This is a genomic window from Variovorax paradoxus, from assembly GCF_030815855.1.
Taxonomy (GTDB): domain Bacteria; phylum Pseudomonadota; class Gammaproteobacteria; order Burkholderiales; family Burkholderiaceae_C; genus Variovorax; species Variovorax paradoxus_M.
Map to the genome: position 1 here is coordinate 383,755 of NZ_JAUSXG010000001.1, position 24,185 is coordinate 407,939.

Below are 24,185 nucleotides of genomic sequence, written 5' to 3' on the forward strand. Positions count from 1 at the left end.
GAGAATCTTTCGGTCAGTGAGCAGGAAATCAGGGGATGTTCAGTGCGGCGAATGTGTCGGCACGTGCGCGGCGCTGTGCAGAGTACCGAAGCCGCTGAGCGTGGACGATCGCCTTGAGATCGAAAAGCGCGCGCTCAAATAACTCGTTGATTATAACGAAGTCGAATTCTCCCGCTCGAGCCATCTCTTCGGCGGCATTCTTCAGGCGCAGCTCGATGACGGCCGCGCTGTCCTCGCCACGCCGTTCGAGCCGGGAGCGCAGTTCTTCCCAGCTGGGCGGCAGGATAAAGATCATGACCGCGTTCGCGAAGGTCTTGCGGATCTGGATCGCGCCCTGGAAGTCGATTTCCAGAATGACGTCCGCCCCCTGGGCAATCCGCTCCTCGATCGCCTTTTTGGAGGTGCCGTACTTGTGCCCGTGCACATGGGCCCACTCCACGAAGCCGTCCGCGGCAATCATGGCGTCGAACTCGGACGGCGAGGCAAAAAAGTACTCCCGGCCGTGCTTTTCCTGTCCGCGCGGTGACCGGGTGGTGTGGGAAACCGAGGGCTGGACGGCCGAATCCAGCTCCATGAGCGCCTTGACCAGGCTCGATTTGCCGGCACCGCTCGGTGCCGCCACGACAAAGATGTTGCCCGGATAGTCCATTCGCTCGCTCATTCGATGTTCTGAACCTGTTCGCGCATCTGCTCGATCAGGACTTTCATGTCCACGCCGATGCGGGTGAGCTCCAGGGCTGCCGACTTGGAGCCCAGTGTATTGGCCTCGCGGTGCAGCTCCTGAATCAGGAAATCCAGCCGCTTGCCGATTTCGCCGCCCTTCTTGAGCAGCCGCTCGATTTCGTCGAGGTGCGAATTGAGGCGCGTGAGCTCTTCCGCCACGTCGATACGGATCGCGAAAGCGGTCGCTTCGGTCAGCGCCCGGTCTTGCGCCGCCTCGGGCAGGGTGCCGCCGGTCAGGCCCATGGCCTCTTGCCAGCGCTCCAGGAAACGCGCGCGCTGCTGTTCGACAAGTTGCGGAATCAGCGGGCCGGCCTGTTCGACCAAGGTGCGCAGCTGGCCCAGATGGGCCTCCAGCATCTTGGCGAGCCGTGCGCCTTCGCGCTGCCGCGCGGACATCAGCGCGTCCAGGGCCTTGCCGGCCACATTGAGCAAGTCGCTGCCCCAGTCGCCGCGGGTGGCGCCATCGCCGCCGGCCAGCCGCAGCACGTCGGCCACGCTCAGGTCGCGGGCGCTCGGCAGCCAGGCCTTGATGCCGTCTTGTACGCCGTTCAGGCGCTGCAGCAGCTTGACCGAGGGCTCGACGATGCCGCCCTGGGCGGTGTTTTCGATGGCGGCCCGCACTTCGACCTTGCCGCGCTTGAGCTTGCCCGTGAGCAGTTCGCGCAGCGCGGTTTCATGCTGGCGCAGTTCCTCGGGCAGTTTGAAGGTGAGGTCGAGGAAGCGGCTGTTGACCGAGCGTATTTCGACCCCGAGTCGTCCTGCGGCGGCAGGCCGTGCCTCGGCTTCGGATTGGCTGCCAACGGGGCCGTTCTGGCCACTGGCATAGCCGGTCATGCTGTAAACTGGCATTGCGCCTCACTGTGGTTTTTGCTGTAAGCACCGAGGCGTCGGCATGGCGTTCGCTTGCCGCACCATCGCCTTCGGGCGAAACTCCCGGATTATGTCAAAGGTCAAGCCTTCGCCCCTGTTGCCCGATACGGTCATCGGCGGATACCGCATCGTTCGCCGGCTTTCCGCAGGCGGTTTTGGCGTTGTCTACCTCGCCATAGACCCCAGCGGGCAGCAGGTTGCCGTCAAGGAATACCTGCCTTCTTCCCTGGCGACCCGCGGCCCGGGCGAGCTCACGCCCGAGGTGGCGCCCGAAAAGCTCTCCCTCTATCGGCTCGGCTTGAAGAGCTTCTTCGAGGAAGGGCGCTCGCTGGCCCAGATTTCGCACGCCTCGGTGGTCAGCGTTCTCAACTTCTTCAGGGAGAACGAAACCGTCTACATGGTCATGAACTACCTGGAAGGCGCCACCTTGCAGGACTTCGTGGTGACCGCGCGCGACCTGAAACGGCCCAAGGTGTTCCGGGAATCGACCATCCGCTCGCTTTTCGATGAAATTCTGCGCGGCCTGCGCATCGTGCACCAGTACAAGATGCTGCACCTGGACATCAAGCCCGCCAACATCTTCGTGACCGACGAAGACCGTGCGGTGCTGATCGACTTCGGCGCCGCGCGCGAAGTGCTCAGCAAGGAAGGCATCTTCATCCGCCCGATGTACACCCCCGGCTTTGCCGCCCCCGAGATGTACCGGCGCGACTCGTCGATGGGCCCCTGGACCGACATCTACGCCATTGGCGCCTGCATTTACGCCTGCATGCAGGGCTATCCGCCCAACGACGCCCCGCGCCGCATCGAGAAAGACCGGCTCAGCCTGTCGCTGTCGCGCCTGCGCGGCGTGTACTCCGACAACCTCATCGAAGTGGTCGAATGGTGCATGTCGCTCGACCCCCTTTCCCGTCCCCAGTCGGTCTTCGCGCTGCAAAAAGAACTCAGCCGCGAAGGCGAGCGGCGCTACACCAAGCTCACCGTCGGCGAAAAGGTGCGGCTTTCCTTCGACAACATCCGCTCCTTCGACAAGAAGGCCCTGCCCAGGGCGGCGGCACCTACCACCCGTCCGGCATGAAATTCTCGGTATTCCAGGTCAGCCGCAAAGGCGGCCGTCTCAAAAACGAAGACCGCATGGGCTATTGCTACACGCGGGAGTCCGGCCTTTTCGTGCTGGCCGACGGCATGGGCGGCCACCCCGAAGGCGAGGTGGCGGCCCAGCTGGCCTTGCAGACCATTGCGGCCCTGTACCAGCGCGAGGCCCGCCCAACCGTCAAGGACGCCAAGGCCTTCCTGGCCGAATCGGCCATGGCGGCGCACCAGCAGATCATGCGGTACGCCAGCAACAAGGCCATGCTCGACACGCCGCGCACCACCGTCGTCGCGGCCCTGCTCCAGGGCACCACGGCCACCTGGATGCATTGCGGCGACTCGCGCCTTTACGTGGTGCGCGACGGCCGCCTGCTCACCCGCACGCGCGACCATTCGCATGCCGAGCGCCCGCGCCCGCACGGCGCCGACATGCCGGTCAACCGCAACCTGCTGCTCACCTGCCTGGGTTCGCCGAGCACGCCGCTGTTCGATATTTCTGCCCCGCTGCAGCTGCAGCGCGGCGACCGCATCATGCTGTGCTCCGACGGCGTGTGGGGCGTGCTCGACGACGCCGTCATCGTGCACACCCTGTCTTCCGACAAGCCCGTGTCCGACGCCGCGCCCGACCTCGCCGAAATGGCGCTTCGCAAGGGCGGCGCCCACAGCGACAACGTGACGCTCATCGCGCTCGAATGGGAAATGGCCGATTCAACGCGCGACGACCGCGGCGTTTCCACCGAGACCATCGACGACGGCGTGTTTGCCTCCACCATCCAGGCCGGCATGCCTTCGGACGGCGAAATCGACGACATGGACGAAGACGCCATCGAGCGCTCGATTGCCGAAATCAACGAAGCCATTCGCCGCTCTGCTGCCAAAAAAGTCTGATATCCGGCTGCTTCGGCCTGCGGGGCTGCCTCCGCTTTTGTTCCACATACCTCTACAAAAATGACTGCTTTCACACGAAGCGGCGGCCGTGCCGCCGACCAGCTGCGCCCGGTTCGTATGACCCGCGGCTTCACCATTCACGCAGAGGGCTCGGTACTCATCGAGTTCGGCCAGACGCGCGTGCTGTGCACCGCCTCCGTCGAAGAGCGGGTGCCGCCCCACAAGAAGGGCAGCGGCGAAGGCTGGGTCACGGCCGAATACGGCATGCTGCCGCGCGCCACCCACACCCGCAGCAGCCGTGAGGCGGCCAAGGGCAAGCAGACCGGCCGCACGCAGGAAATCCAGCGCCTTATCGGCCGCTCGATGCGCGCCGTGTTCGACCTGGCCGCGCTGGGCGAACGCACCATTCACCTCGACTGCGACGTGCTGCAGGCCGATGGCGGCACCCGCACCGCCGCCATTACCGGCGCCTTCGTTGCCGCGCAAGACGCCGTCAACAAGCTGCTGGCCGCCGGCACCATCCCGGCATCGCCCATCCGTGGCCACGTGGCTGCCATCTCTGTCGGCATCGTGGCCGGCACCCCGCTGCTCGACCTGGAATACACCGAAGACTCCGCCTGCGACACCGACATGAACGTCGTCATGACCGGCGCCGGCCACTTCGTCGAAGTGCAGGGCACCGCCGAAGGCGCGGCGTTCTCGCGCGATGAGATGAACATCCTGCTCGGCCTCGCCGAAAAGGGCATCGGCGAACTCATCGTGCTGCAGCAGCAGTCTTTGCAGTCGAAGTAACCGCGGCAATGGCGACGTGACAGCGATGAAACTGGTTCTGGCCTCCAACAACGCCGGCAAGCTTGCCGAACTGCAGCAGCTGTTTGCGGAGTTGGCCGTTTCGCTTGTGCCCCAATCGGCACTGGGCGTGGGCGAGGCCGAGGAGCCGTTTCGCACCTTCGTCGAAAACGCGCTGGCCAAGGCACGCCATGCCAGCGCCGCCACCGGCCTGCCCGCCATTGCCGACGACGCCGGCCTTTGCGTCGATGCCTTCGGCGGCCTGCCGGGCGTCGACACCGCCTTCTATGCCACGCAGTTCGGCTATGACAAGGGCGACGCCAACAACGTCAAGGCGCTGCTCGAGCAGCTCGACGGCGTGGCCAACCGGCGCGCCGCGCTCGTCAGCACGCTGGTTGCGCTGCGCGGGCACGACGACCCCGAGCCCCTCATTGCCGTCGGCCGCGTGGTCGGCGAAATTACCCAGGCGCCCATCGGCGACAACGGCTTCGGGTTCGATCCGGTCATGTACCTGCCGAGCTTCGGCAAAACCTTTGCCCAACTGCCGCCCGAAGTAAAAAACGCCAACAGCCACCGAGGCCGGGCGGCCAAAGCCATGCTGGCCCTGATGCGCGAACGCTGGTTCTGATGGCTGACTGACCCGTGGCCACCGTATTTCCCATTCAGCCGGCGCAGGCCGCCGGCGCACCGCAAGCCAACGACGTGCTGCACTGGATGCGCCCCGGCCCGCTGCAATTGGCCGCGCTGCCGCCGTTGTCGCTCTACATCCACCTGCCGTGGTGCTTGCGCAAGTGCCCCTACTGCGACTTCAACTCGCACGAGTGGCGCGCCACCAGCGAGGCCGAGGCCGGCGGCATTCCCGAAGCGGCCTACCTCGACGCGCTCATTGCCGACCTGGATGCGGCGCTGCCCCTTATCTGGGGCCGCACCGTTCACACCATTTTTATCGGCGGCGGAACGCCAAGCCTTTTTTCGCCCGAGTCCATCGACCGTTTGCTGGGCGACGCGCGCGCCCGCCTCAAGCTCGCGCCCGACTGCGAGATTTCGCTCGAAGCCAACCCCGGCACCTTCGAGCGCAACCGCTTTCGCGCCTACCGCACCGCCGGCGTCACGCGCCTTTCGGTCGGCGTGCAGAGCTTCAACGACGAGCACCTGAAGGCCCTCGGTCGCGTGCACGACCGCGCCCAGGCCATTGCCGCGGTGGAAGAAGCCGCGAGCGCGTTCGACACCTTCAACCTCGACCTGATGTACGCGCTGCCGGGCCAGACCATCGAGGGCCTGGACGCCGATTTGTCGCAAGCGCTGGCGCTCGCGCCGCCGCACATTTCGGTGTACCACCTCACCATCGAGCCCAACACCTGGTTCGCCAAGTTTCCGCCCGCCTTGCCTGAAGACGACCTGGCCTACGCCATGCTCGACCGCATCACCGAGCGAACCGCCGCCAGCGGCATGTCGCGCTACGAGGTTTCCGCCTATGCGCGCAGCGGCCACACCTGCGCGCACAACCTCAACTACTGGCAGTTTGGTGACTACCTGGGCATTGGCGCCGGCGCGCACAGCAAGCTGAGCTTTGCGCACCGCATCGTGCGCCAGGTGCGCTTTCGCGAACCGCGCCTGTACATGGACAACGCCCGCGCCGGCACGGCCGTGTCGCAAAGCGACGAGGTCGCGCTGGCCGACCTGCCGTTCGAGTTCATGCTCAACGCGCTGCGCCTGAAAGAAGGCTTTACGCTGCCCCAGTTCAGCGAGCGCACCGGGCTGGCCATGACCAGCATTCAAAAAGGTTTGGAAGAAGCCGAGCGCAAGGGCCTCGTCGCCCGCGACCTGCACCGCGTGTGGCCCACCGAACGCGGGCTGGATTTTCTGAGCGACCTGCAGACGCTTTTCCTGCCCGAGGATTGACGGGCGCGCGTCAGCATAAAATCGACGGTTCCGGAGAGTTGGGTGAGTGGTTTAAACCAGCAGTCTTGAAAACTGCCGACGTGAAAGCGTCCGTGAGTTCGAATCTCACACTCTCCGCCAGTCATCGATGTCTCTCATCGACGCTCGGCCAGTTCGATATCCTTACCCATCCGCCGGCGGCGATTGGGGGGAGGCCTAATGAGATGTCGTGGACTTGATAGGCAGCGTCCATTACCAATCCGGCTAGCTCTGCAAAGGCAACAGTTCGCGTAGGTTGCCGCCCGGTTGCCGGTATCCGTCTAGCGCGCTTCGAACACCGAGCTTTGAATATGCATCGTCGAGAAAATTGGCGGCAGTTTGATACGCCCAAGTTGCGCACGCAGCGCTCAGTAGGAGATGAGGAAACTCGTTGGAATGGGGACTCATGAAGGGTGGTGGCGCGAACCGTTTCGCTCTCAACCCGCCCAACAGATTTCTTCTCGTCATTTGACCGTCCCAATCTGAGCGGTAGTGAACTAACTCGTTTCGAAGACCAACCAGAAGGCCGGCATCGCCGAAGAGCTGAATCGCCCCGGATTTTGTGGAGGCTCAACACTCTGAGAGGATTGAGCCATGAAGAAGTCGAACAAGTTCTCACCCGAGGTGCGTGAACGCGCGGTGAGGATGGTGCAAGAGCACCGTGGGGAGTACCCGTCGTTGTGGGCCGCGATCGAATCGATTGCACCGAAGATCGGCTGCGTGCCGCAGACGCTGAACGAATGGGTCAAGCGTGACGAGGTCGACAACGGCGTGCGCGAAGGCGTCACGACCAGCGAGGCCCAGCGGATGAAGGAGCTCGAGCGCGAGGTCAAGGAGCTGCGCCGGGCCAACGAGATCCTAAAGCTGGCCAGCGCGTTTTTCGCCCAGGCGGAGCTCGACCGCCGACTGAAGTCCTGAGGGATTTCATCGACAAGTATCGCGGCACCTTCGGGGTCGAGCCGATCTGCAAGGTCTTGCAGGTCGCCCCGTCGGGCTATCGGCGGCATGCGGCACTGCTGCGAGAGCCGCACAAGCGCTGTGCCAGGGCACACCGCGACGATGTCCTCATGCCAGCGATTCAGCGCGTGTGGCAGGCCAACATGCAGGTCTATGGCGCTGACAAGGTCTGGCGGCAGCTGATACGCGAAGGCACGGCGGTGGCCCGCTGCACGGTCGAGCGGCTGATGCGGCGCCTGGGGCTGCGCGGCGTGATGCGCGGCAAGGTGGTGAAGACCACGATCAGCGATGCCAGGGCGCCATGCCCGCTGGACCGGGTCAACCGGCAGTTCCGCGCGCAGCGTCCGAACCAGCTGTGGGTCTCGGACTTCACGTACGTGTCGACCTGGCAGGGCTGGCTCTACGTGGCCTTCGTGATCGACGTGTTCGCCCGGCGCATTGTGGGCTGGCGGGTCAGTAGCTCGATGCGCACGGACTTCGTGCTCGGTGCCTTGGAGCAAGCGCTGTACGACCGTCAGCCCGAGCGCGACGGCAGCTTGATTTGCCACTCGGATCGCGGCTCGCAATACGTCAGCATCCGGTACACCGAACGGCTGGGCGAGGCGGGCATCGAGCCGTCAGTAGGCAGCAAAGGCGACTCCTATGACAACGCCCTGGCCGAGACAATCAATGGGCTCTGCAAGGCCGAGTTGATCCATCGCCGGGCACCGTGGAAGACCAAGGAGGCGGTGGAGTTCGCAACGCTCGAATGGGTGTCCTGGTTCAACCACCAACGCCCGCTCGAACCGATCGGCTACATCCCGCCTGCAGAAGCTGAGGCAAACTATTACCGGCAACTCGCCAGTCAGACCGCCACGGCGGTGGTATGACTTAAACCAACCGGCCTCCATGAAAGTCGGGGCGATTCAAACCTGCCATAGCAAGAGGGCGAAAGGGACGTCGTACTAACGCAATAACTTGCTAACCCCAGTAGAAGAGTTCAAGTACTGTGTGGGCGCCTTTCTGCAAGCCTCGCAGGCTTATTTAGAACTGCCTGATTCTTTCTCCGTAAAAACCCCCCTTCAGACGTCGGAGCGTTCGTAGCAACAATTCCCTCAAAAAGCACAGGCAACGTTGTCCCCAAGCTGTAGCAGAGGGTTGCCAGCGTCATCACTGAGGGATTGATGTGGCCCCCTTCGAGCTTCGAGATCCGGGACCGTTCAACCTCAGCGTCATAGGCCAGGGCCGCTTGGGTCTTGCCAGCGGCAAGTCTCAGCTTCTTCAGGTTCTTCCCTAGCGCCAGCGTTACCTCGTTGGGCAAGGTCCCGGCTATGGGGGCGGGCAGGGGTGTGGCTCTTCGGCTGGCATTTTTCATCGCCGTCGAGCGTGAATAAATGTGCATCTCAGGGAAACGTCTTAAACGACACATACGCGAAAATGTGCTCTTTAAGACATGCTTGAAAGATCACTGTCCGAGTTCGTTCAGGCAGCGAACTTGGAGGCCTTTCTTGGAACTCATCACCCCCGAGTTGCGCCAGCTATTGCTCGCCAACGGCAAAGCATCGCGCGGCAACCCTCGCTTCGATCCGCATCCGGTGGTCAAGTGGCTCAACCCGCGGGGTGCTGCCAGGTGGCTCATCACTGAACTGAACCCCGACGACGCAGACACGGCCTATGGCTTGTGCGACCTGGGCATGGGAGCGCCTGCGCCGGGCCATGTGTCCACGCGCGCGCTGATGTCGATCCGGCTGTTGGGCGGCACCCTGGGCATCGAGCGCGACCTGCACTGGAAGGCGAACAAGCCCCTGAGCGAATACGTACGGCTGGCACGGCGTGCCGTGCGCATCGTCGACTGAGCTCTTTTTCTCTTCGTTTCTTTCACTGCAGGGCTGCTCAAACCGTATCTCCGCCACCGTTGATGCGCACAGGCTCTTCCACCGTCTTCTCCGCGACTCATCACAATGCCTGGCATACCCCCATGCCACTGGACCTCCCACCCCCATGAAGCTCGACTCCACCACCGTCCAACTCGTCCTTTGCATCGCCGAAGAAGGCAGCATCTCGCGGGCCGCCGACAAGCTGAGCCTAGCGGTGGCCGCCGCGTCCAAGCGCGTGACGGACCTGGAGGCGCAATTGGGTGCCAAGCTGTTCAAGCGGGTCCCCCACGGCGTGTTGATCACCGAGGCAGGCAGCCGGCTGATGGCACACATCCGGCAGATCGACAATCTTATCGGCCGGCTCGAGGGCGATGCCCAGGTGCTGTGCCGCGGTCAGGATGGGCGCATCCTCATCGGCGCGCCGAAGGCGGCCATCATCCAGTTCCTTGCGAAGGACATCGCCCGCCTTCGCGACGCCTACCCGCAGATCACGCTGAAGATCATGGAAGAGAACAGCAAGATCGTGCAGCAGTTGCTGCGCGACAAGGTGATCGACGTCGGCATCTATGAGAAGAAGAGCGGGTTCCTGGATCTGCCGAAGTTCGACTACCGGCAGGACAGGCTGGTGCTCGTGTACAGCCGCCGGCATTTCCAGTTTGCGGCGGAAGGCCCGGTGGGCATCGACGACTTTCTGGATCTGCCGATCGTGAGCCTCGGCAAGGGCTCGGCGATCTTGTCCGCCTTGCAGGCGGCCTACCGCAGCCGCGGCCGATCGTTTCCGAACAACTTCTCGACCAGCGGTTTCGACACCATGCTGGCGCTGGTGCGCCATGGCTTGGGTGTGGGCCTGATGCCGCCCGAGGTGCTGCGCAGCTTCCACCCCGAAGACGATCTGGGCTCGGTCGAAATCCAGGGCGACTGGCACCAACGCGCCTACGTGCTGTCCTGCGTGGAAGGCCATGCGCAGGAGCAGACGCTGCGCAACGTGGTGGCCCAGCTGATTGGCAACAAAGCCTAGGAAGAAAGCGGCGCTCCTGCAGCTTCGGCTTCGCGGATTGCGAAGCCAGGCATGCCTTCCACATTCTTGCGACGTCCTCTGCGCTACGGGAGAGTAGCGGCACTACTACGACAGAGACAAAGGACGCACGACATGATGAAACGCAGAGACTTCATTGCGGCCAGCGCCGGCGCGCTGGCCGCGCCTTGGGCCCTCGCGGCCACGGAGCTGCCCAAGGGCATCGTCAAGATCTACGTGGGCTGGGCGCCCGGCGGCGGCACCGACGTGTTCGCCCGCATCGTGGGGCAGAAGCTCTCGGAGCTGTGGGGCCGCTCGGTGGTGGTCGAGAACAAGCCCGGCGCCACCGGCGCATTGGCTGCCGACTTCTTCGCGCGGACCCGGTTCACCGAAGGCGTGAACCTGCTGATGGCCCATGTCAACACGCACGCCATCTCGCCGCACATCTTCAAGAGCATCACCTACGACCCGCTGAAGGACTTCGCGCCCATTGCCATGGTCGGCGCCACACCGCACATCCTGGTGACCAGCGCGAAGAATTCCATCGGCTCGGTCAAGGAAGTGGTCGAGCAGTGCAGAAAGAGCCCGGGGAAGATCAGCTTCGGCTCCTCCGGCACGGGATCGGTGCAGCACCTGGCAGCCGCGATGTTCAACATGGCCGCCGACGTCAAGAGCATCCACGTGCCCTACAAGGGCTCGGGCCCGATGCAGACGGACCTGATCGGCGGGCAGATCGATTACAGCTTCGACACCATGACGGCGGCCACGGCCCAGGTCAAGGCCAAGCGCATGACGGGCATCGTCCAGACGCGTCTGCAGCGGGCCAGGGGCTTTCCGGAGATGCCGACCATGGACGAGCAGGGCTTCAAGGGCTTCGACGTATCCAGCTGGTATGGCGTGGTCGGCCCCAAGGATATGTCCAGAGACCTGGCACTGCAGATAAACGCCGACATCAACAAGGTGCTGGCGCTGCCGGATGTGGTTGCGCGCTTCGACGGTTACGGCGTGGAGGACGGCGGTGGTTCCGTCGACAAGTTCGCGGCTTTCATGGCTGCCGAGTTCAAGAAATGGGGCGACGTGGTGCGCACCGCCAAGGTCACCGAGGAGGGCTGAAAAAATGAACCACGCGCAACAACTGCCGCTGCAGGGCATCCGGGTGCTGGACGTGAGCCAGGTCATGGCCGGGCCGTTCGCCTGCATGCTGCTCGCCGACCTGGGCGCCGATGTGATCAAGGTCGAGCCGCCGGGCGGCGACCAGACCCGCGGCGCCATGGGTTTCAAGATGAAGGGCCCGGACAGCATGGGCTTCCTGAACATGAACCGCAACAAGCGCTCGCTGACGCTGGACCTCAAGAACGAGGACGACCGCGCATCGTTCTACAAGCTGGCCCAGACTGCCGACGTGATCGTCGAAAACTACCGCCCCGGCGCGGTGCAGCGCCTGGGCATCGACTACGAGTCCATCAAAAAGATCCATCCGAAGATCGTGTACGTCAGCATCTCGGGCTTCGGCCAGAGCGGCCCGTGGGCCGAGCGGCCGGGCTTCGACCTGATGGCGCAGGCCATGTCCGGCGTGATGAGCGTGACCGGCTACCCCGGCGAGAAGCCGGTCAAGGCCGGCGTGCCCGTGGCCGATATTGGCTGCGCGCTGTTTGCCACCTACGCGCTGCTCGCGGCCTACATCGGCGCGCAGAAGTCGGGCGTGGGCCAGCACATCGACGCTTCGCTGTTCGATGCGGCCATGGCCTTCTCGGTCTGGGACATGTCCGAATACTGGGGCACGGGCACGCGGCCGACACCGCTGGGCACCAGCAACAAGATGAGCGCGCCTTACCAAGCGGTGAAGGCGCGCGATGGCTACTTCGTAATGGGCGCGACCAACCAGAAGCTCTGGACCCGGCTGTGCGAACTGCTGCAGCGGCCAGACCTCGTCGAGCACGCGGACTACGCCAGCGTGTCGCTGCGCCTCAAGAACCGCGAGGCGCTGATCGAGGCGCTCGAACAGGAGTTCGGCCAGCGGGACAGCACCGACTGGATCGACGCCATGCTGGCCGCCGGCATTCCCGCCGGCCCCATCCTGTCGTATCCGGAGGCCTTCGAAGGCGAGCACGGCACGCACCGCCGCATGTGCATGGAGATCGACCACCCGATCGAGGGCAAGGTCAAGAACATCGGCTTTCCCGTCAAGCTGCTGGGTACGCCGCAGCAGGTGCGCCGGCACCCGCCATTGCTGGGCGAGCACAACGAAGAAATCCTGGCCGAGATCAACACGCCAGCCAGCGCGACGGAGGCCTTGTGAGTTCAGCCGAATGCGTGCGGCTGGGAGTCCATGCCTCGGGCGTGGCCGAGATCGTGATCCATCGCCCCGAGCGCCACAACGCGATGACGCTGCAGATGTACGAGGCGCTGCTGGACCATATCGGCGCGTGCGTGCGCAACCCGGCGGTGCGCAGCGTGCTGTTCAAGGGGGCGGGCGGCAAGTCTTTCATTTCGGGCACGGACATCGCCCATTTCAAGGACTTCCAGGGCGGCCGCGACGGCATTGCCTACGAGGCTTTCGTGGAGCGCGTCATTGATGCGGTCGAACGCATTGCCGTCCCCACCGTGGCCGTGGTCGACGGCTGGGCCGTGGGTGGCGGCCTCGCGCTAGCCACGGCCTGCGATTTCCGGGTCTGCAGCGACGCATCGCGCTTCGGCGCGCCGATTGCCAAGACGCTGTCCAACACCTTGTCTTCGCGCAACATCGCGCGGCTGCAGGCCGCCCTGGGCGTGCCGCGTGTCAAGCGGATGCTGCTGCTCGCCGACTACCTGACGGCACAGGAAGCGCTGGCCTGCGGCTATGTGCATGCCGCCTGCGCGGCAGGCGAACTGGATGCCGCGGCCCTTGCGCTGGCAGAGCGGCTCATGGCGCTGTCTCCGGTCACGCACAAGGCCGTGAAGGAGAGCATCCGCCGCATCGTCGTCGAACAGCGGCTGGATGACGATGACCTGATCGACGAGGTGTATGGCAGCCAGGCATTTCGCAACGGCGTGGCCGCTTTCATCGGCCGATGACGGCGATATCGATGCCTGACATCACCCAAAACCTCGAGGTTGCGCGAAGGCATGCCAGTTGGGCTACTACGTCATATCGCGGCTCGCCGGGCGCATCGTCGACTGAGCGCAGGTTGTTCGCATCGAGCGAGCAGGCGGCTGGCGGCATCCCGAACGCGCCGCCGTGATGGTGGCCGTCGTTCGCTCAGGCGGCGAGCACTTGCAGATTGCCGGTGCCCGGCAGTACGCGCACCGTGGCGGCGGTCCTCACCGAATAGTTGCGGCTCAGCACTGTGCTGATCTCGACGTATTCGCAGCGCGCTTCGGCCGGCATCAGGGTCAGCACGGCATAACCGCGCTTGCTGGTCTCCGCGTAGCGCAGGTCGTCGACCATGCGCAAGAAGCCGTCCGCCAGCACGTTGTTGGCAATCAGCGGCAGCGCCCGCTCGAAGCCGGGGGAAGACACCGACGAGGTTCCGAACTCGACCCCCACCCGCTGCCCGGAGGTGTCGGTGAGGTTCCCGGCCCAGGCGTTGTGGGTGTCGCCGGCCAGCGAGATCAGGTTCTTGCCCTGGTTGCGCGCCATGGCCAGCACGGTGTCGCGGGCGGCCGGGTAGCCGTCCCAGGCGTCGAGGTTGTAGGGCACCTTCTGCTGCGTGACCAGGGCCCTCTGGTTGTCGCTGCGCGCGGAATCCGGAAGCGCCAGCGCCGCCAGGTAGGCGCCCAGTTTCTCGAGGCTGAAGTCGGTCGCAACGCTCAGGGGAATGGTCATGCGCATCATGAGCACCTGCTGGCCCAGCACCTGCCAGGTGCCGGCCGACGCGGCCATGCGCGCAGAGAGCCAGTCCACCTGCGGCTGGCCCAGCAGCTGGCGCGTGGGGGCGGCTGCCTCGCCGGCCAGATACTGGTCGAGGTTGACCTGCTTGTCGCGGCCGATCAGCCGGGTGTCGAGCATGTGCATCGACGCCAGCGTGCCAATGTCGAACGAGCGATAGATCTGCAACGGGTTGGACGGGTCGGGCAGCCGTGTCGGCAGCCACTCGTGAAAAGCCTGCACGGCAGCCGCGCGCCGTGCGGCAAAGCTGCCCTCGGTCGATTCGTCGTGGTTGGCGGCACCGCCTGCCCATGCGTTGTCGGCCAGGTCGTGGTCGTCCCACACGGCGATCATGGGCAGCCGCGCATTCAGGGCGAGCAGGTCGATGTCGGTGCGGTATTGCGCATGGCGTTCGCGGTAGTCCTGCAGCGTCAAGATCTCGTGGTCGGGTGACGACACGCGGTCGATGGCAATGGCCAGCTGCGACGCATAGCCCACCCGGCCAAACTCGTAGATGTAGTCACCAAGATGCAGCACCACGTCGATGTCGGTGCGCTTGGCAATGTCGGCGTACACATTGAAGTAGCCGCTCGGGAAGTTGGAGCAAGAGACCACCGCCAGCTTGGCCTGCGACACGCCGCCCACCGGCAGCGTCTTGGTACGGCCGATGGGCGAGATTTCGTTGCCCATGATGAAGCGATAGAAATAGGTGCTGGCCGGCTGGAGCCCGGTGGCATCCACCTTCACCGTGTAGTCGCGCTCGGGGCCGGTGCTGATGGTGCCGCGCGCGACGATCACGCCAAAACGCTCGTCGCTGGCCAGCTCCCACCGCAGGTTGATGGTGCCCGGTGCGGGTGCTGTGACCCGGGTCCAGATCACCACGCGGTCCGACAACGGGTCGCCGCTGGCGATGCCGTGCTTGAACACCGGGCCAGTGCTCTCGGGCGGAGTGCCGCCACCAATACCGCCGCCTCCACCGCCGCCGCCCCCACCACCACCACCGCCTCCACCCCCGCAGCCGGACAGGCTGATGCCGCCGCCCGAGAACATCGCGAACAGCACGGCATTGCGTATGAGCGAACGTCGGGTGGTGCCGGTCAGGGCTTGTTGGGGATCGGCGCTGCCATCGGAAGGGCGATGGCTTGTCTCTTCATTCTTCTTCTCATCTTGGTTGCGCATGGCTGATCCTTGTCCGCCGACGGCGAGACGCACGGTACGCCTCATGTCCCATTCGACGTCGGGCGCCATTGAAGGTGAAGACTTTGGTTTCTAGCGTAGGCCGCCGCCGATGCGCCTGTCAGCCAGCAGCGCACGGCGTGCTCGCGGCGCCGGAAGCCCCTGGGCAGGACAAAAGTACCAGGCCTCTCGCGCTCGCCTCAGGGCATATCGATAGGGAAGGAAGGACATTCCCTCCATGTGCTCGCACGGCCGGCGCTATGTAATTTGTGGACAAAAGAAATACAGGGTCGAGATCGGCACGCGCCGGCTTTCCGGCGTTCGCTCACCAAGGAAGCACCACATGACCACGATGACCGGCTCCAACGGCAATGACCTTCTCACCGGCACGGCCGGCAGCGACACCATCAACAGCGGCAACGGGGACGACAGCGTCTACGGTGGAGCGGGGAACGATTCATTGAACGGCGGCGCGGGCAACGACGTGCTCGACGGCGGCAGCGGCAGCGACCAGCTCAACGGCGGATCGGGGAACGACACGCTTGTCTACAACGTGAGCGAAAACGTCGCGGCCGGCACCAAGGACGTGTACACCGGCGGGGCGGGTCTCGATACGCTTCAGCTCCAGTTCACGCGCGCGCAGTGGCTGGACTCTGCCAACCAGACGCAGATCGCCGCCTATCTGGCCCACCTTGCGGCAGTCACCAATGCCAGGACCGGCGAGGTTTCCAACGGCTCGGCCAGCGATTTCGTTTTCAGCTTCGGGTCGTCCACGCTGACCGTCCAGATGACCGAGACCCTGAGAATTCTGGTGGACGGGTTGGAGGTGAATCCGGCCAACGAGGCGGTGCAGGCGCTGGGCGACGTGGGCGCGGCAACCGAAGACGGCCCGGCGATCCAGATCCATGTGCTGCAGAACGACGCGGTTCCCGACCTGGTCAAGAGCCTGGCGCTGGCCTCGGCGCCGGCCCACGGAACGGCGACGCTCGTTCAGCCGGCAATGGGCGATCCCTCGACCTGGTACTTCCAGTACCAGCCGCATGCAGCCGGTTTTCAGCACCTGGCAGCCGGCGAGACCGCCACCGACACCTTCACCTACCAGGTGACCGACGCCGATGGCGGAACCGGTGTGGCCACGGTAACCGTCACCATCACCGGCACCAACGATGGTCCGGTGATCACAGCCCAGGACCTGGCGGGTGCGGTGAGCGAGCAGGTTGCGCCGTCGGGCCAACTGAGCGACAGCGGCGTCATCGGCTTCAGCGACCTGGATCTGAGCGATGTGCACCTGGTCAGCGCCACGGGCACGCCGATCGGCAGCGTGCTCGGCAGCCTGACGGCGGTCAAGAACGGCGACACCACGGGCACCGGCACGGGCGGCCAGCTCACCTGGACCTACACCGTGGACGCCGCGGCCGTCGAATACCTGGCCGCGGGTGAGACCCGGGTCGAGAGCTTCACCATCACCGTGAACGACCAGCACGGCGGCATCGTCACCCGGCAGATCGACGTAACCATCACCGGCACCAACGACGCGCCGACCATCGGCGCGGGCGATGCCGCCGCGGCGGTGACCGAGGATGCCTCGGCGCCGACCTTGAGCGACAGCGGCACGATCACCTTCGACGACGTGGACCTGAGCGATGCGCACGGCGTCAGCGTGGCGGTCGCTCCAGGCAACACGCTGGGCGGGGTCTTGACGGCCACCGTCAGCGACGCGGCCACGGGCGCGGGCGACGGCACGGTGAGCTGGAACTACAGCGTCGCCAACGCGGCCACGCAGTATCTGGCCCAGGGCCAGACGGCGACAGAAATCTTCACCGTCAGCATCTCCGACGGCCACGGCGGCACGGTCAATCAGCAGATCACTGTGACGGTGACCGGGACCAACGACGTGCCGGTGATTGGTGGTGTGGCCAGCGGGGCGGTGAGCGAGGATGGTGCGGCGCCGAACCTGAGCACCAGCGGTGCCTTGACGATTGCCGATGTCGATCAAGGACAGTCGAACTTCGCGCCGCAGGCAAGCACCTCCGGGAGCAATGGCTACGGCAGTTTCACGCTGGCGGCGAATGGCACTTGGACTTATGCGGCCGACAACAATCAAAGTGCGATCCAGCAACTCGGTGCCGGGCAGTCGATCAGCGAGAGCTTCACCGCGGTGTCGTCCGACGGAACGGCCAGTCAACTTGTGACGGTGACCATCACCGGCACCAATGACGTGCCGGTGATCGGTGGCGTCGCCACCGGTGCGGTGAGCGAGGATGCGTCGGTGCCGAACCTCAGCGCTGGCGGTGCGCTGACGATTGCCGATGTCGACCAAGGCCAGTCGAACTTCGCGCCTCAGGCGAGCACCGGCGGCAACAACGGCTACGGCAGTTTCACATTGGCAGCCGATGGCAACTGGAGCTACACGGCCGACAACAGTCAGGCGGCGATCCAGCAGTTAGCTGCAGGCCAGTCGCTCAGTGACAGCTTCACCGCGGTGTCGTCCGATGGGACAGCCAGTCAGGTGGTGACGGTGACGATCACCGGGACCAACGATGTGCCGGTGATCGGCGGTGTGGCAAGCGGTACGGTGAACGAGGATGACTCGGCTCCGAGCCTGAGCACCGGCGGTGTGCTGACCATCACCGACGTGGATGCGGGCCAGTCGAACTTCGCGCCTCAGGTGAGCACTGCTGGCAGCGGCGGCTACGGCAGTTTCACCCTGGCGGCCGATGGCAACTGGAGCTACACGGCTGACAACAGCCAAGCGGCGATCCAGCAACTGGGGGCCGGCCAGTCGCTCAGCGACAGCTTTACTGCAGTCTCGTCCGATGGAACGGCCAGCCAACTGGTAACGGCGACGATCACTGGCACCAATGACGTGCCGGTGATTGCTGGTGTGGCAAGCAGTGCGGTGAACGAGGATGACTCGGCTCCGAGCCTGAGCGCCGAGGGTGCACTGACGATTGCCGATGTCGACCAAGGCCAGTCGAACTTCGCGCCTCAGGCGAGCACTGCTGGCAGCGGCGGCTACGGCAGTTTCACTCTGGCAGCCGATGGCAACTGGAGCTACACGGCCGACAACAGCCAGGCGGCGATCCAGCAACTGGGTGCCGGCGAGTCGATCAGCGACAGTTTCACGGCAGTGTCGTCCGACGGGACCGCCAGCCAAGTCGTGACTGTGACCATCACCGGCACCAACGACGTGCCGGTGATCGGTGGCGTCGCCAGCGGGGCAGCGAGCGAGGATGCCTCGACGTCGAACCTGAGCACCGGCGGTGCACTGACGATTGCCGACGTCGACCAGGGTCAGTCCAACTTCACGCCCCAGACCGGCACCACCGGCGGCAACGGCTACGGCAGCTTCAGCTTGCTGGCTGATGGCAGCTGGAGCTACACCGCAGACAACAGCCAGAGCGCGATCCAGCAATTGGGCGCCGGCGAGTCGATCAGCGACAGTTTCACGGCAGTGTCGTCCGACGGGACAGTCAGCCAGGTGGTGACGGTGACCATCACTGGCACCAATGACGTGCCGGTGATTGCTGGTGTGGCAAGCGGTACGGTGAACGAGGATGACTCGGCTCCGAGCCTGAGCACCGGCGGTGCACTGACGATTGCCGATGTCGACCAAGGCCAATCGAACTTCGGGCCTCAAGCGAGCACTGGCGGCAGCAATGGCTATGGCAGTTTCACATTGGCGGCTGATGGCAACTGGAGCTACACGGCCGACAACAATCAAAGCGCGATCCAGCAGCTGGGTGCCGGGGAGTCGCTTAGCGACAGCTTTACCGCTGTGTCGTCCGATGGAACGGCCAGCCAGCTGGTGACCGTAACCATCACCGGCACCAACGACGTGCCGGTGATCGGTGGCGTCGCCAGCGGGGCAGCGAGCGAGGATGCCTCGACGCCGAACCTGGGCACCGGCGGTGCACTGACGATTGCCGATGTCGACCAGGGTCAGTCCAACTTCACGCCCCAGACCGGCACCACCGGCGGCAACGGCTACGGCAGCTTCAGCTTGCTGGCTGATGGCAGCTGGAGCTACACCGCAGACAACAGCCAGAGCGCGATCCAGCAATTGGGCGCCGGCGAGTCGATCAGCGACAGTTTCACGGCAGTGTCGTCCGACGGGACAGTCAGCCAGGTGGTGACGGTGACCATCACTGGCACCAATGACGTGCCGGTGATTGCTGGTGTGGCAAGCGGTACGGTGAACGAGGATGACTCGGCTCCGAGCCTGAGCACCGGCGGTGCACTGACGATTGCCGATGTCGACCAAGGCCAATCGAACTTCGGGCCTCAAGCGAGCACTGGCGGCAGCAATGGCTATGGCAGTTTCACATTGGCGGCTGATGGCAACTGGAGCTACACGGCCGACAACAATCAAAGCGCGATCCAGCAGCTGGGTGCCGGGGAGTCGCTTAGCGACAGCTTTACCGCTGTGTCGTCCGATGGAACGGCCAGCCAGCTGGTGACCGTAACCATCACCGGCACCAACGACGTTCCAGTGATCGGCGGCGTCGCCATCGGTGCGGTGAGCGAGGATGCCTCGACACCGAACCTGAGCACCAATGGTGCGGTGACGATCGTCGATGTCGATGCAGGTCAGTCGAACTTCGCCCCACAGGCGAGCACTGCAGGTAGCAATGGCTATGGCAGCTTCAACTTGCTGGCTGACGGCAGTTGGACCTACACGGCCGACAACAGCCAGAGCGCGATCCAGCAGCTTGGTGCGGGTCAATCGATCAGTGATAGCTTCACCGCTGTGTCGTCCGACGGGACGGCCAGCCAGCTCGTGACGGTGACCATCACCGGCACCAACGACGTGCCGGTGATTGGTGGCGTTGCCAGCGGTGCTGTGAGCGAGGATGGTGCGACGCCGAACTTGAGTACCGGTGGCGCACTGACGATTGCCGATGTCGACCAAGGCCAGTCGAACTTCGCACCACAGGCGAGCACTGCCGGAAGCAACGGCTATGGCAGCTTCACGCTCGCGGCCGATGGCGGTTGGAGTTACTCCGCAGACAACAGCCAAACAGCAATTCAACAGCTGGCCGCAGGTCAATCGGTCAGCGACAGTTTCACCGCGGTGTCGTCGGATGGCACAGCCAGCGAGCTCGTGACCGTGACCATCACCGGCACTAACGACGTGCCGGTGATTGGTGGCGTTGCCAGCGGTGCTGTGAGCGAAGATGCCTCGACCCCGAGCTTGAGCACCAGTGGCGCGCTGACAATCGCCGATGTGGATGCGGGCCAGTCGAACTTCGCCCCGCAGGCGAGCACCGCCGGCGGCAACGGTTACGGCAACTTCACGCTGGCGGCCGACGGCAGCTGGAGCTACACCGCAGACAACAATCAAAGCGCGATCCAGCAGCTGGGTGCCGGGGAGTCGCTTAGTGACAGCTTCACCGCGGTGTCGTCCGATGGGACCGCCAGCCAGTTGGTGACGGTGACCATCACCGGAACCAACGACGTGCCGGTGATCGGCGGCGTCGCCACCGGTGCGCTGAACGAGGATGCCTCGACACCGAACCTGAGCACCAGCGGTGCGCTGACTATCGCCGATGTCGATGCAGGACAGTCCAGCTTCACAGCCCAGGCCGGCACCGCTGGCAGCAACGGCTACGGCAGCTTCGCGCTGGCGGCCAATGGCAACTGGACCTACACGGCCAACAACAGCCAGGCGGCGATTCAGCAGCTGGGCGCCGGCCAGTCGCTCAGCGACAGCTTCACCGCGGTGTCCTCGGATGGCACGGCTAGTCAACTCGTGACGGTGACCATCACCGGCACCAACGACGTGCCGGTCATAGGTGGCGTCGCCAGCGGCGCGGTGAGCGAGGATGACTCGACACCGAACCTGAGCACCAATGGTGCGCTGACGATCGCCGATGTCGATGCAGGACAGTCCAACTTCATTGTCCAGCCCGGCACCGCCGGCGGCAACGGCTACGGCAACTTCACGCTGGCGGCCGACGGAAGCTGGAGCTACGACGCTGACAACAGCCAGAGCGCGATCCAGCAATTGGGCGCGGGTCAATCGATCAGCGACAGCTTCACCGCCGTTTCATCGGACGACGCAGCAAGCCAAGTCGTGACAGTGACCATCACCGGCACTAACGACGTGCCGGTGATCGGCGGCGTAGCCACCGGTGCGGCCAGCGAGGATGCCTCGACGCCGAATCTGAGCACCAGCGGTGCGCTGACGATCGCCGACGTGGACGCGGGTCAATCGAACTTCGCGCCACAAGCGAGCACCGCTGGCGGCAACGGCTACGGCAGTTTCACACTAGCAGCCGACGGTAACTGGACCTACACGGCCAACAATAGCCAAACAGCAATCCAACAGCTGGCCGCAGGTCAAACGATCAGCGACAGCTTCACCGCGGTGTCTTCGGATGGCACGGCCAGCCAACTCGTGACGGTGACGATCACTGGCACCAATGACGTGCCGGTGATCGCTGGTGTGGCCAGCGGCGCGGTCAGCGAGGATGCCTCGGCTCCGAATCTGAGCACCAGCGGTGCGCTGACGATTGCCGATGTCGACCAAGGCCAGTCGAACTTCGCGCCACAAGTGAGTACCGCCGGCAGCCACGGCCACGGCAGTTTCACGCTCGCGGTCGATGGCAGCTGGAGCTACGCGGCCGACAACAGCCAAGCGGCGATCCAGCAGCTGGGCGCGGGTCAATCGATCAGCGACAGTTTCACCGCTGTGTCCTCCGACGGCACGGCCAATCAGGTGGTGACCGTGACCATCACCGGCACCAACGACGTGCCGGTAATCGGTGGTGTGGCCAGCGGTGCGGTGAGCGAGGATGCCTCGACGCCAAACCTGAGCACAGGCGGCGCGCTGACGATCGCCGATGTGGATGCAGGACAGTCCAGCTTCACAGCCCAGGCCGGCACCACTGGCAGCAACGGCTACGGCAGCTTCACATTGGCAGCCGGCGGCAACTGGACCTACACGGCCAGCGACAGTCAGGCCGCAGTCCAGCAACTGGCCGCAGGTCAATCGATCATCGACAGCTTCACCGCCGTGTCCTCCGACGGCACGGCCAGCCAGCTCGTGACGGTGACCATCGCCGGCACCAACGATGCACCCGTCCTGCGTGCTGCCGCGACACCCGCTTTGGTGGCGGTCAACGAGGATGCCGGCGCGCCGGTCGGGGCCGTCGGGACGCTCGTCTCCAGCCTGGTGAATCTGAATCCGCCGGCCGGTGGCCTAGACAACGTGACCGATGCGGACAACGGCGCTATCACCGGCATCGCGTTGACGGGCGTAAATGCCGACAACGGAAGCTGGTGGTATTCCACCAACGGCGGTGCCAACTGGGCGGTGGTGGGTGCGGTGTCGGATGCGTCCGCATTGCTGTTGGCGGCGGACGCGAACACGCGTGTCTACTTCGACGCGAACTCGAATTTCAGCGGAACAGTCAGCGATGGTGTCACCTTCCGCGCCTGGGACCAGACGAGCGGCACGGCGGGCACCACGGCCAGCACCGTGACGAATGGAGGCAGCTCTGCGTTCTCGAGCGCCACCGACATCGCGAGCCTCACAGTCAGCGCCGTGAACGACAACCCGGTCGCCGCGGCGGACAGGATCATCGTGTCGAGCAGCACGCTCGTCACGCTGTCGGTGAGTTCGCTGCTCGGCAACGACACCGACATCGACGGTCTCGCCTTGACGATCACCAGCGTCGGCAGCGCGGTCGGAATTTCCGGCCTGACCCTGGACGCCGCGAACGGCACGATCAGCTTCACCAGCGGCAGCACGGCGGGAGCCACGGCCGGCAGCTTCCAGTACACCGTGTCGGACGGCGCGGGGGGCACCACCACGGCGACGGCGACGATCGACGTCAGGGCCGTGTCTACCGGCAACGGCGCCGACACGATCGATCTCAGCGCAGCCGGCACCTACCAGGCCTCCTACATCGATGGCCGCGGCGGTGCCGACGTGCTGACGGGTGGTGCGGCCGGTGACGTCTTTATCGGGGGGGCCGGCAACAGTGCCGACACGCTGACAGGCTCTGCCGGCAACGACCTTCTGGTCGGCGGCGACGGCAACGACACGCTGTCGGGCGGCGCTGGCAACGACGTGCTGAATGGTGGTATCGGCAGCAACGATTCGATGGACGGCGGCGCCGGCAGCGAGGACCTGCTCGACTTCTCTGATGGGACCCTGGCGGTCAATTTCACGCTGGTCCAGAGTGCCGCATCGACCAGCATCGCCAACGGCACCGCCGGGCTCGGCAACAACGACACCTACCAGAACATCGAAGGCGTGATCGGAACGGGTCTGGCCGACACGATCACCGGCAGCACCTCGAACGACATCATCCGCGGTGGCAAGGGCAACGACACCCTCGACGGTGCGGGCGGCACGGGCGACCTGCTCGACTTCTCCGACGGCACAGCCGGCCTCACGTTCACGCTGACGCAAAGCAGCAGCACGACAAGCTTCAATGCCAGCGCCGCGGGGCTCGGCACCGACGGCTACAAGAACTTCGAGGGCGTCATCGGCACGGCCTTCGCCGACACGATCACCGGTTCGGCGTTGAACGACCAATTGCGCGGCGGCGGCGGCAACGATGTGATCAACGGGCTTTCGGGCGACGACCGCATCGCCGGCGGGACGGGCGCCGACATACTCACCGGCGGCGCGGACAACGACACCTTCGTCTTCGACTCGGCACCCAATGCGGTGGATTCGGTCACCGACTTCAATGCCTCGGGATCGGCGGGGAGCGGCGATCTGGTCGAGCTGTCGCGCGGCACGTTCACCGCCCTCTCGACAGCGAGCGGAAGCACGCTGTCGGCGGCCGAGTTCGCGTCCTCGGACGGCGGCGGTGCGGGAGACGTGGTGGGCGCGGGCGTGCATGTGATCTACGACAGCGCAACGGGCAACCTGTACTACGACGCCGACGGCTCGGGCGCCGCCAACCGCACGCTGGTGGCGACGCTGACGCTGAGCAACCCGGCCGACACCTTCGACAGCAACGACATCAAGGTCGGCGCGTGAGCTTCCGCCTGCGGCCCGCGGATGCGGGTGGCGGCACACGAGGGAAATCGA

Annotated in this window: 16 protein-coding genes, 1 tRNA gene and 1 other annotated feature; of the genes, 13 read left to right on the forward strand and 4 right to left on the reverse strand. The window is 64.9% G+C overall.

What is annotated here, in order from left to right:
* Positions 1-28: 28 nt before the first annotated feature.
* Positions 29-649, reverse strand: coding sequence for a guanylate kinase (gene gmk, locus QFZ42_RS01825; protein ID WP_307699309.1), 621 nt, complete (start codon positions 647-649; stop codon positions 29-31).
* An 8-nt stretch (positions 650-657) separates the two neighbouring features.
* Positions 658-1,572: a YicC/YloC family endoribonuclease gene (locus tag QFZ42_RS01830; RefSeq protein WP_307699310.1), complete on the reverse strand. Its 915-nt coding sequence runs from the start codon at positions 1,570-1,572 to the stop codon at positions 658-660.
* Between the two features lie 91 nt (positions 1,573-1,663).
* Between QFZ42_RS01830 and QFZ42_RS01835 the strand changes: the two genes are divergently transcribed.
* The 7 genes from QFZ42_RS01835 (at position 1,664) to QFZ42_RS01865 (ending at position 8,108) form a co-directional block, all read left to right on the forward strand.
* Positions 1,664-2,671 carry a serine/threonine protein kinase gene (locus QFZ42_RS01835; protein WP_307699311.1) on the forward strand — a complete coding sequence of 336 codons (1,008 nt, stop codon included), beginning with the start codon at positions 1,664-1,666 and terminating at the stop codon, positions 2,669-2,671.
* On the forward strand, positions 2,668-3,573 hold the full coding sequence (locus tag QFZ42_RS01840; protein WP_307699312.1) for a PP2C family protein-serine/threonine phosphatase: 906 nt from the start codon (positions 2,668-2,670) through the stop codon (positions 3,571-3,573). Before QFZ42_RS01835 ends, QFZ42_RS01840 begins: the two co-directional genes overlap by 4 nt.
* Before the next feature lie 60 nt (positions 3,574-3,633).
* Complete coding sequence (gene rph / locus QFZ42_RS01845; protein WP_307699313.1) at positions 3,634-4,365, forward strand: ribonuclease PH; 732 nt, start codon at positions 3,634-3,636, stop codon at positions 4,363-4,365.
* A 25-nt stretch (positions 4,366-4,390) separates the two neighbouring features.
* Complete coding sequence (locus tag QFZ42_RS01850) at positions 4,391-4,990, forward strand: non-canonical purine NTP pyrophosphatase (RefSeq protein WP_307699314.1); 600 nt, start codon at positions 4,391-4,393, stop codon at positions 4,988-4,990.
* Positions 4,991-5,004: 14 nt separating this feature from the next.
* Positions 5,005-6,264, forward strand: a complete 1,260-nt coding sequence (gene hemW, locus QFZ42_RS01855; protein ID WP_307699315.1) for a radical SAM family heme chaperone HemW — start codon at positions 5,005-5,007, stop codon at positions 6,262-6,264.
* A gap of 32 nt (positions 6,265-6,296) precedes the next feature.
* Positions 6,297-6,384, forward strand: a tRNA-Ser gene (locus tag QFZ42_RS01860).
* Positions 6,385-6,876: 492 nt separating this feature from the next.
* Positions 6,877-8,108, forward strand: a protein-coding gene (locus QFZ42_RS01865) for an IS3 family transposase (RefSeq protein WP_307699316.1) whose coding sequence is annotated in 2 segments (ribosomal slippage) — positions 6,877-7,165 and positions 7,165-8,108 — 1,233 coding nt in all. Because the reading frame shifts where the segments join, the coding sequence is not laid out codon by codon here.
* Positions 7,155-7,271: a sequence feature (AL1L pseudoknot), on the forward strand. (Overlaps the previous gene by 117 nt.)
* Before the next feature lie 110 nt (positions 8,109-8,218).
* Here QFZ42_RS01865 and QFZ42_RS01870 read toward each other — a convergent pair.
* Positions 8,219-8,647, reverse strand: coding sequence for a helix-turn-helix domain-containing protein (locus QFZ42_RS01870; protein WP_307699317.1), 429 nt, complete (start codon positions 8,645-8,647; stop codon positions 8,219-8,221).
* Positions 8,648-8,726: 79 nt separating this feature from the next.
* Between QFZ42_RS01870 and QFZ42_RS01875 the strand changes: the two genes are divergently transcribed.
* The 5 genes from QFZ42_RS01875 (at position 8,727) to QFZ42_RS01895 (ending at position 13,164) form a co-directional block, all read left to right on the forward strand.
* Positions 8,727-9,074 (forward strand): DUF2958 domain-containing protein, encoded by a 348-nt coding sequence (locus QFZ42_RS01875; protein ID WP_307699318.1) that lies wholly within the window; start codon positions 8,727-8,729, stop codon positions 9,072-9,074.
* A 145-nt stretch (positions 9,075-9,219) separates the two neighbouring features.
* Positions 9,220-10,113: a LysR family transcriptional regulator gene (locus tag QFZ42_RS01880; RefSeq protein ID WP_307699319.1), complete on the forward strand. Its 894-nt coding sequence runs from the start codon at positions 9,220-9,222 to the stop codon at positions 10,111-10,113.
* Between the two features lie 135 nt (positions 10,114-10,248).
* Entirely contained in the window at positions 10,249-11,223 is a 975-nt protein-coding gene (locus QFZ42_RS01885; RefSeq protein ID WP_307704147.1) for a Bug family tripartite tricarboxylate transporter substrate binding protein, read from the forward strand.
* A gap of 4 nt (positions 11,224-11,227) precedes the next feature.
* Positions 11,228-12,409: a CaiB/BaiF CoA transferase family protein gene (locus tag QFZ42_RS01890; protein ID WP_307699320.1), complete on the forward strand. Its 1,182-nt coding sequence runs from the start codon at positions 11,228-11,230 to the stop codon at positions 12,407-12,409.
* Complete coding sequence (locus QFZ42_RS01895) at positions 12,406-13,164, forward strand: enoyl-CoA hydratase (protein WP_307699321.1); 759 nt, start codon at positions 12,406-12,408, stop codon at positions 13,162-13,164. The genes QFZ42_RS01890 and QFZ42_RS01895 overlap by 4 nt, the downstream gene beginning before the upstream one ends.
* 184 nt (positions 13,165-13,348) lie before the next feature.
* Here QFZ42_RS01895 and QFZ42_RS01900 read toward each other — a convergent pair whose 3' ends face one another.
* Positions 13,349-15,136, reverse strand: coding sequence for an alkaline phosphatase D family protein (locus QFZ42_RS01900; RefSeq protein WP_307699322.1), 1,788 nt, complete (start codon positions 15,134-15,136; stop codon positions 13,349-13,351).
* Between the two features lie 340 nt (positions 15,137-15,476).
* Between QFZ42_RS01900 and QFZ42_RS01905 the strand changes: the two genes are divergently transcribed.
* Complete coding sequence (locus tag QFZ42_RS01905) at positions 15,477-24,134, forward strand: VCBS domain-containing protein (RefSeq protein WP_307699323.1); 8,658 nt, start codon at positions 15,477-15,479, stop codon at positions 24,132-24,134.
* The last annotated feature ends 51 nt before the right edge of the window (positions 24,135-24,185 follow it).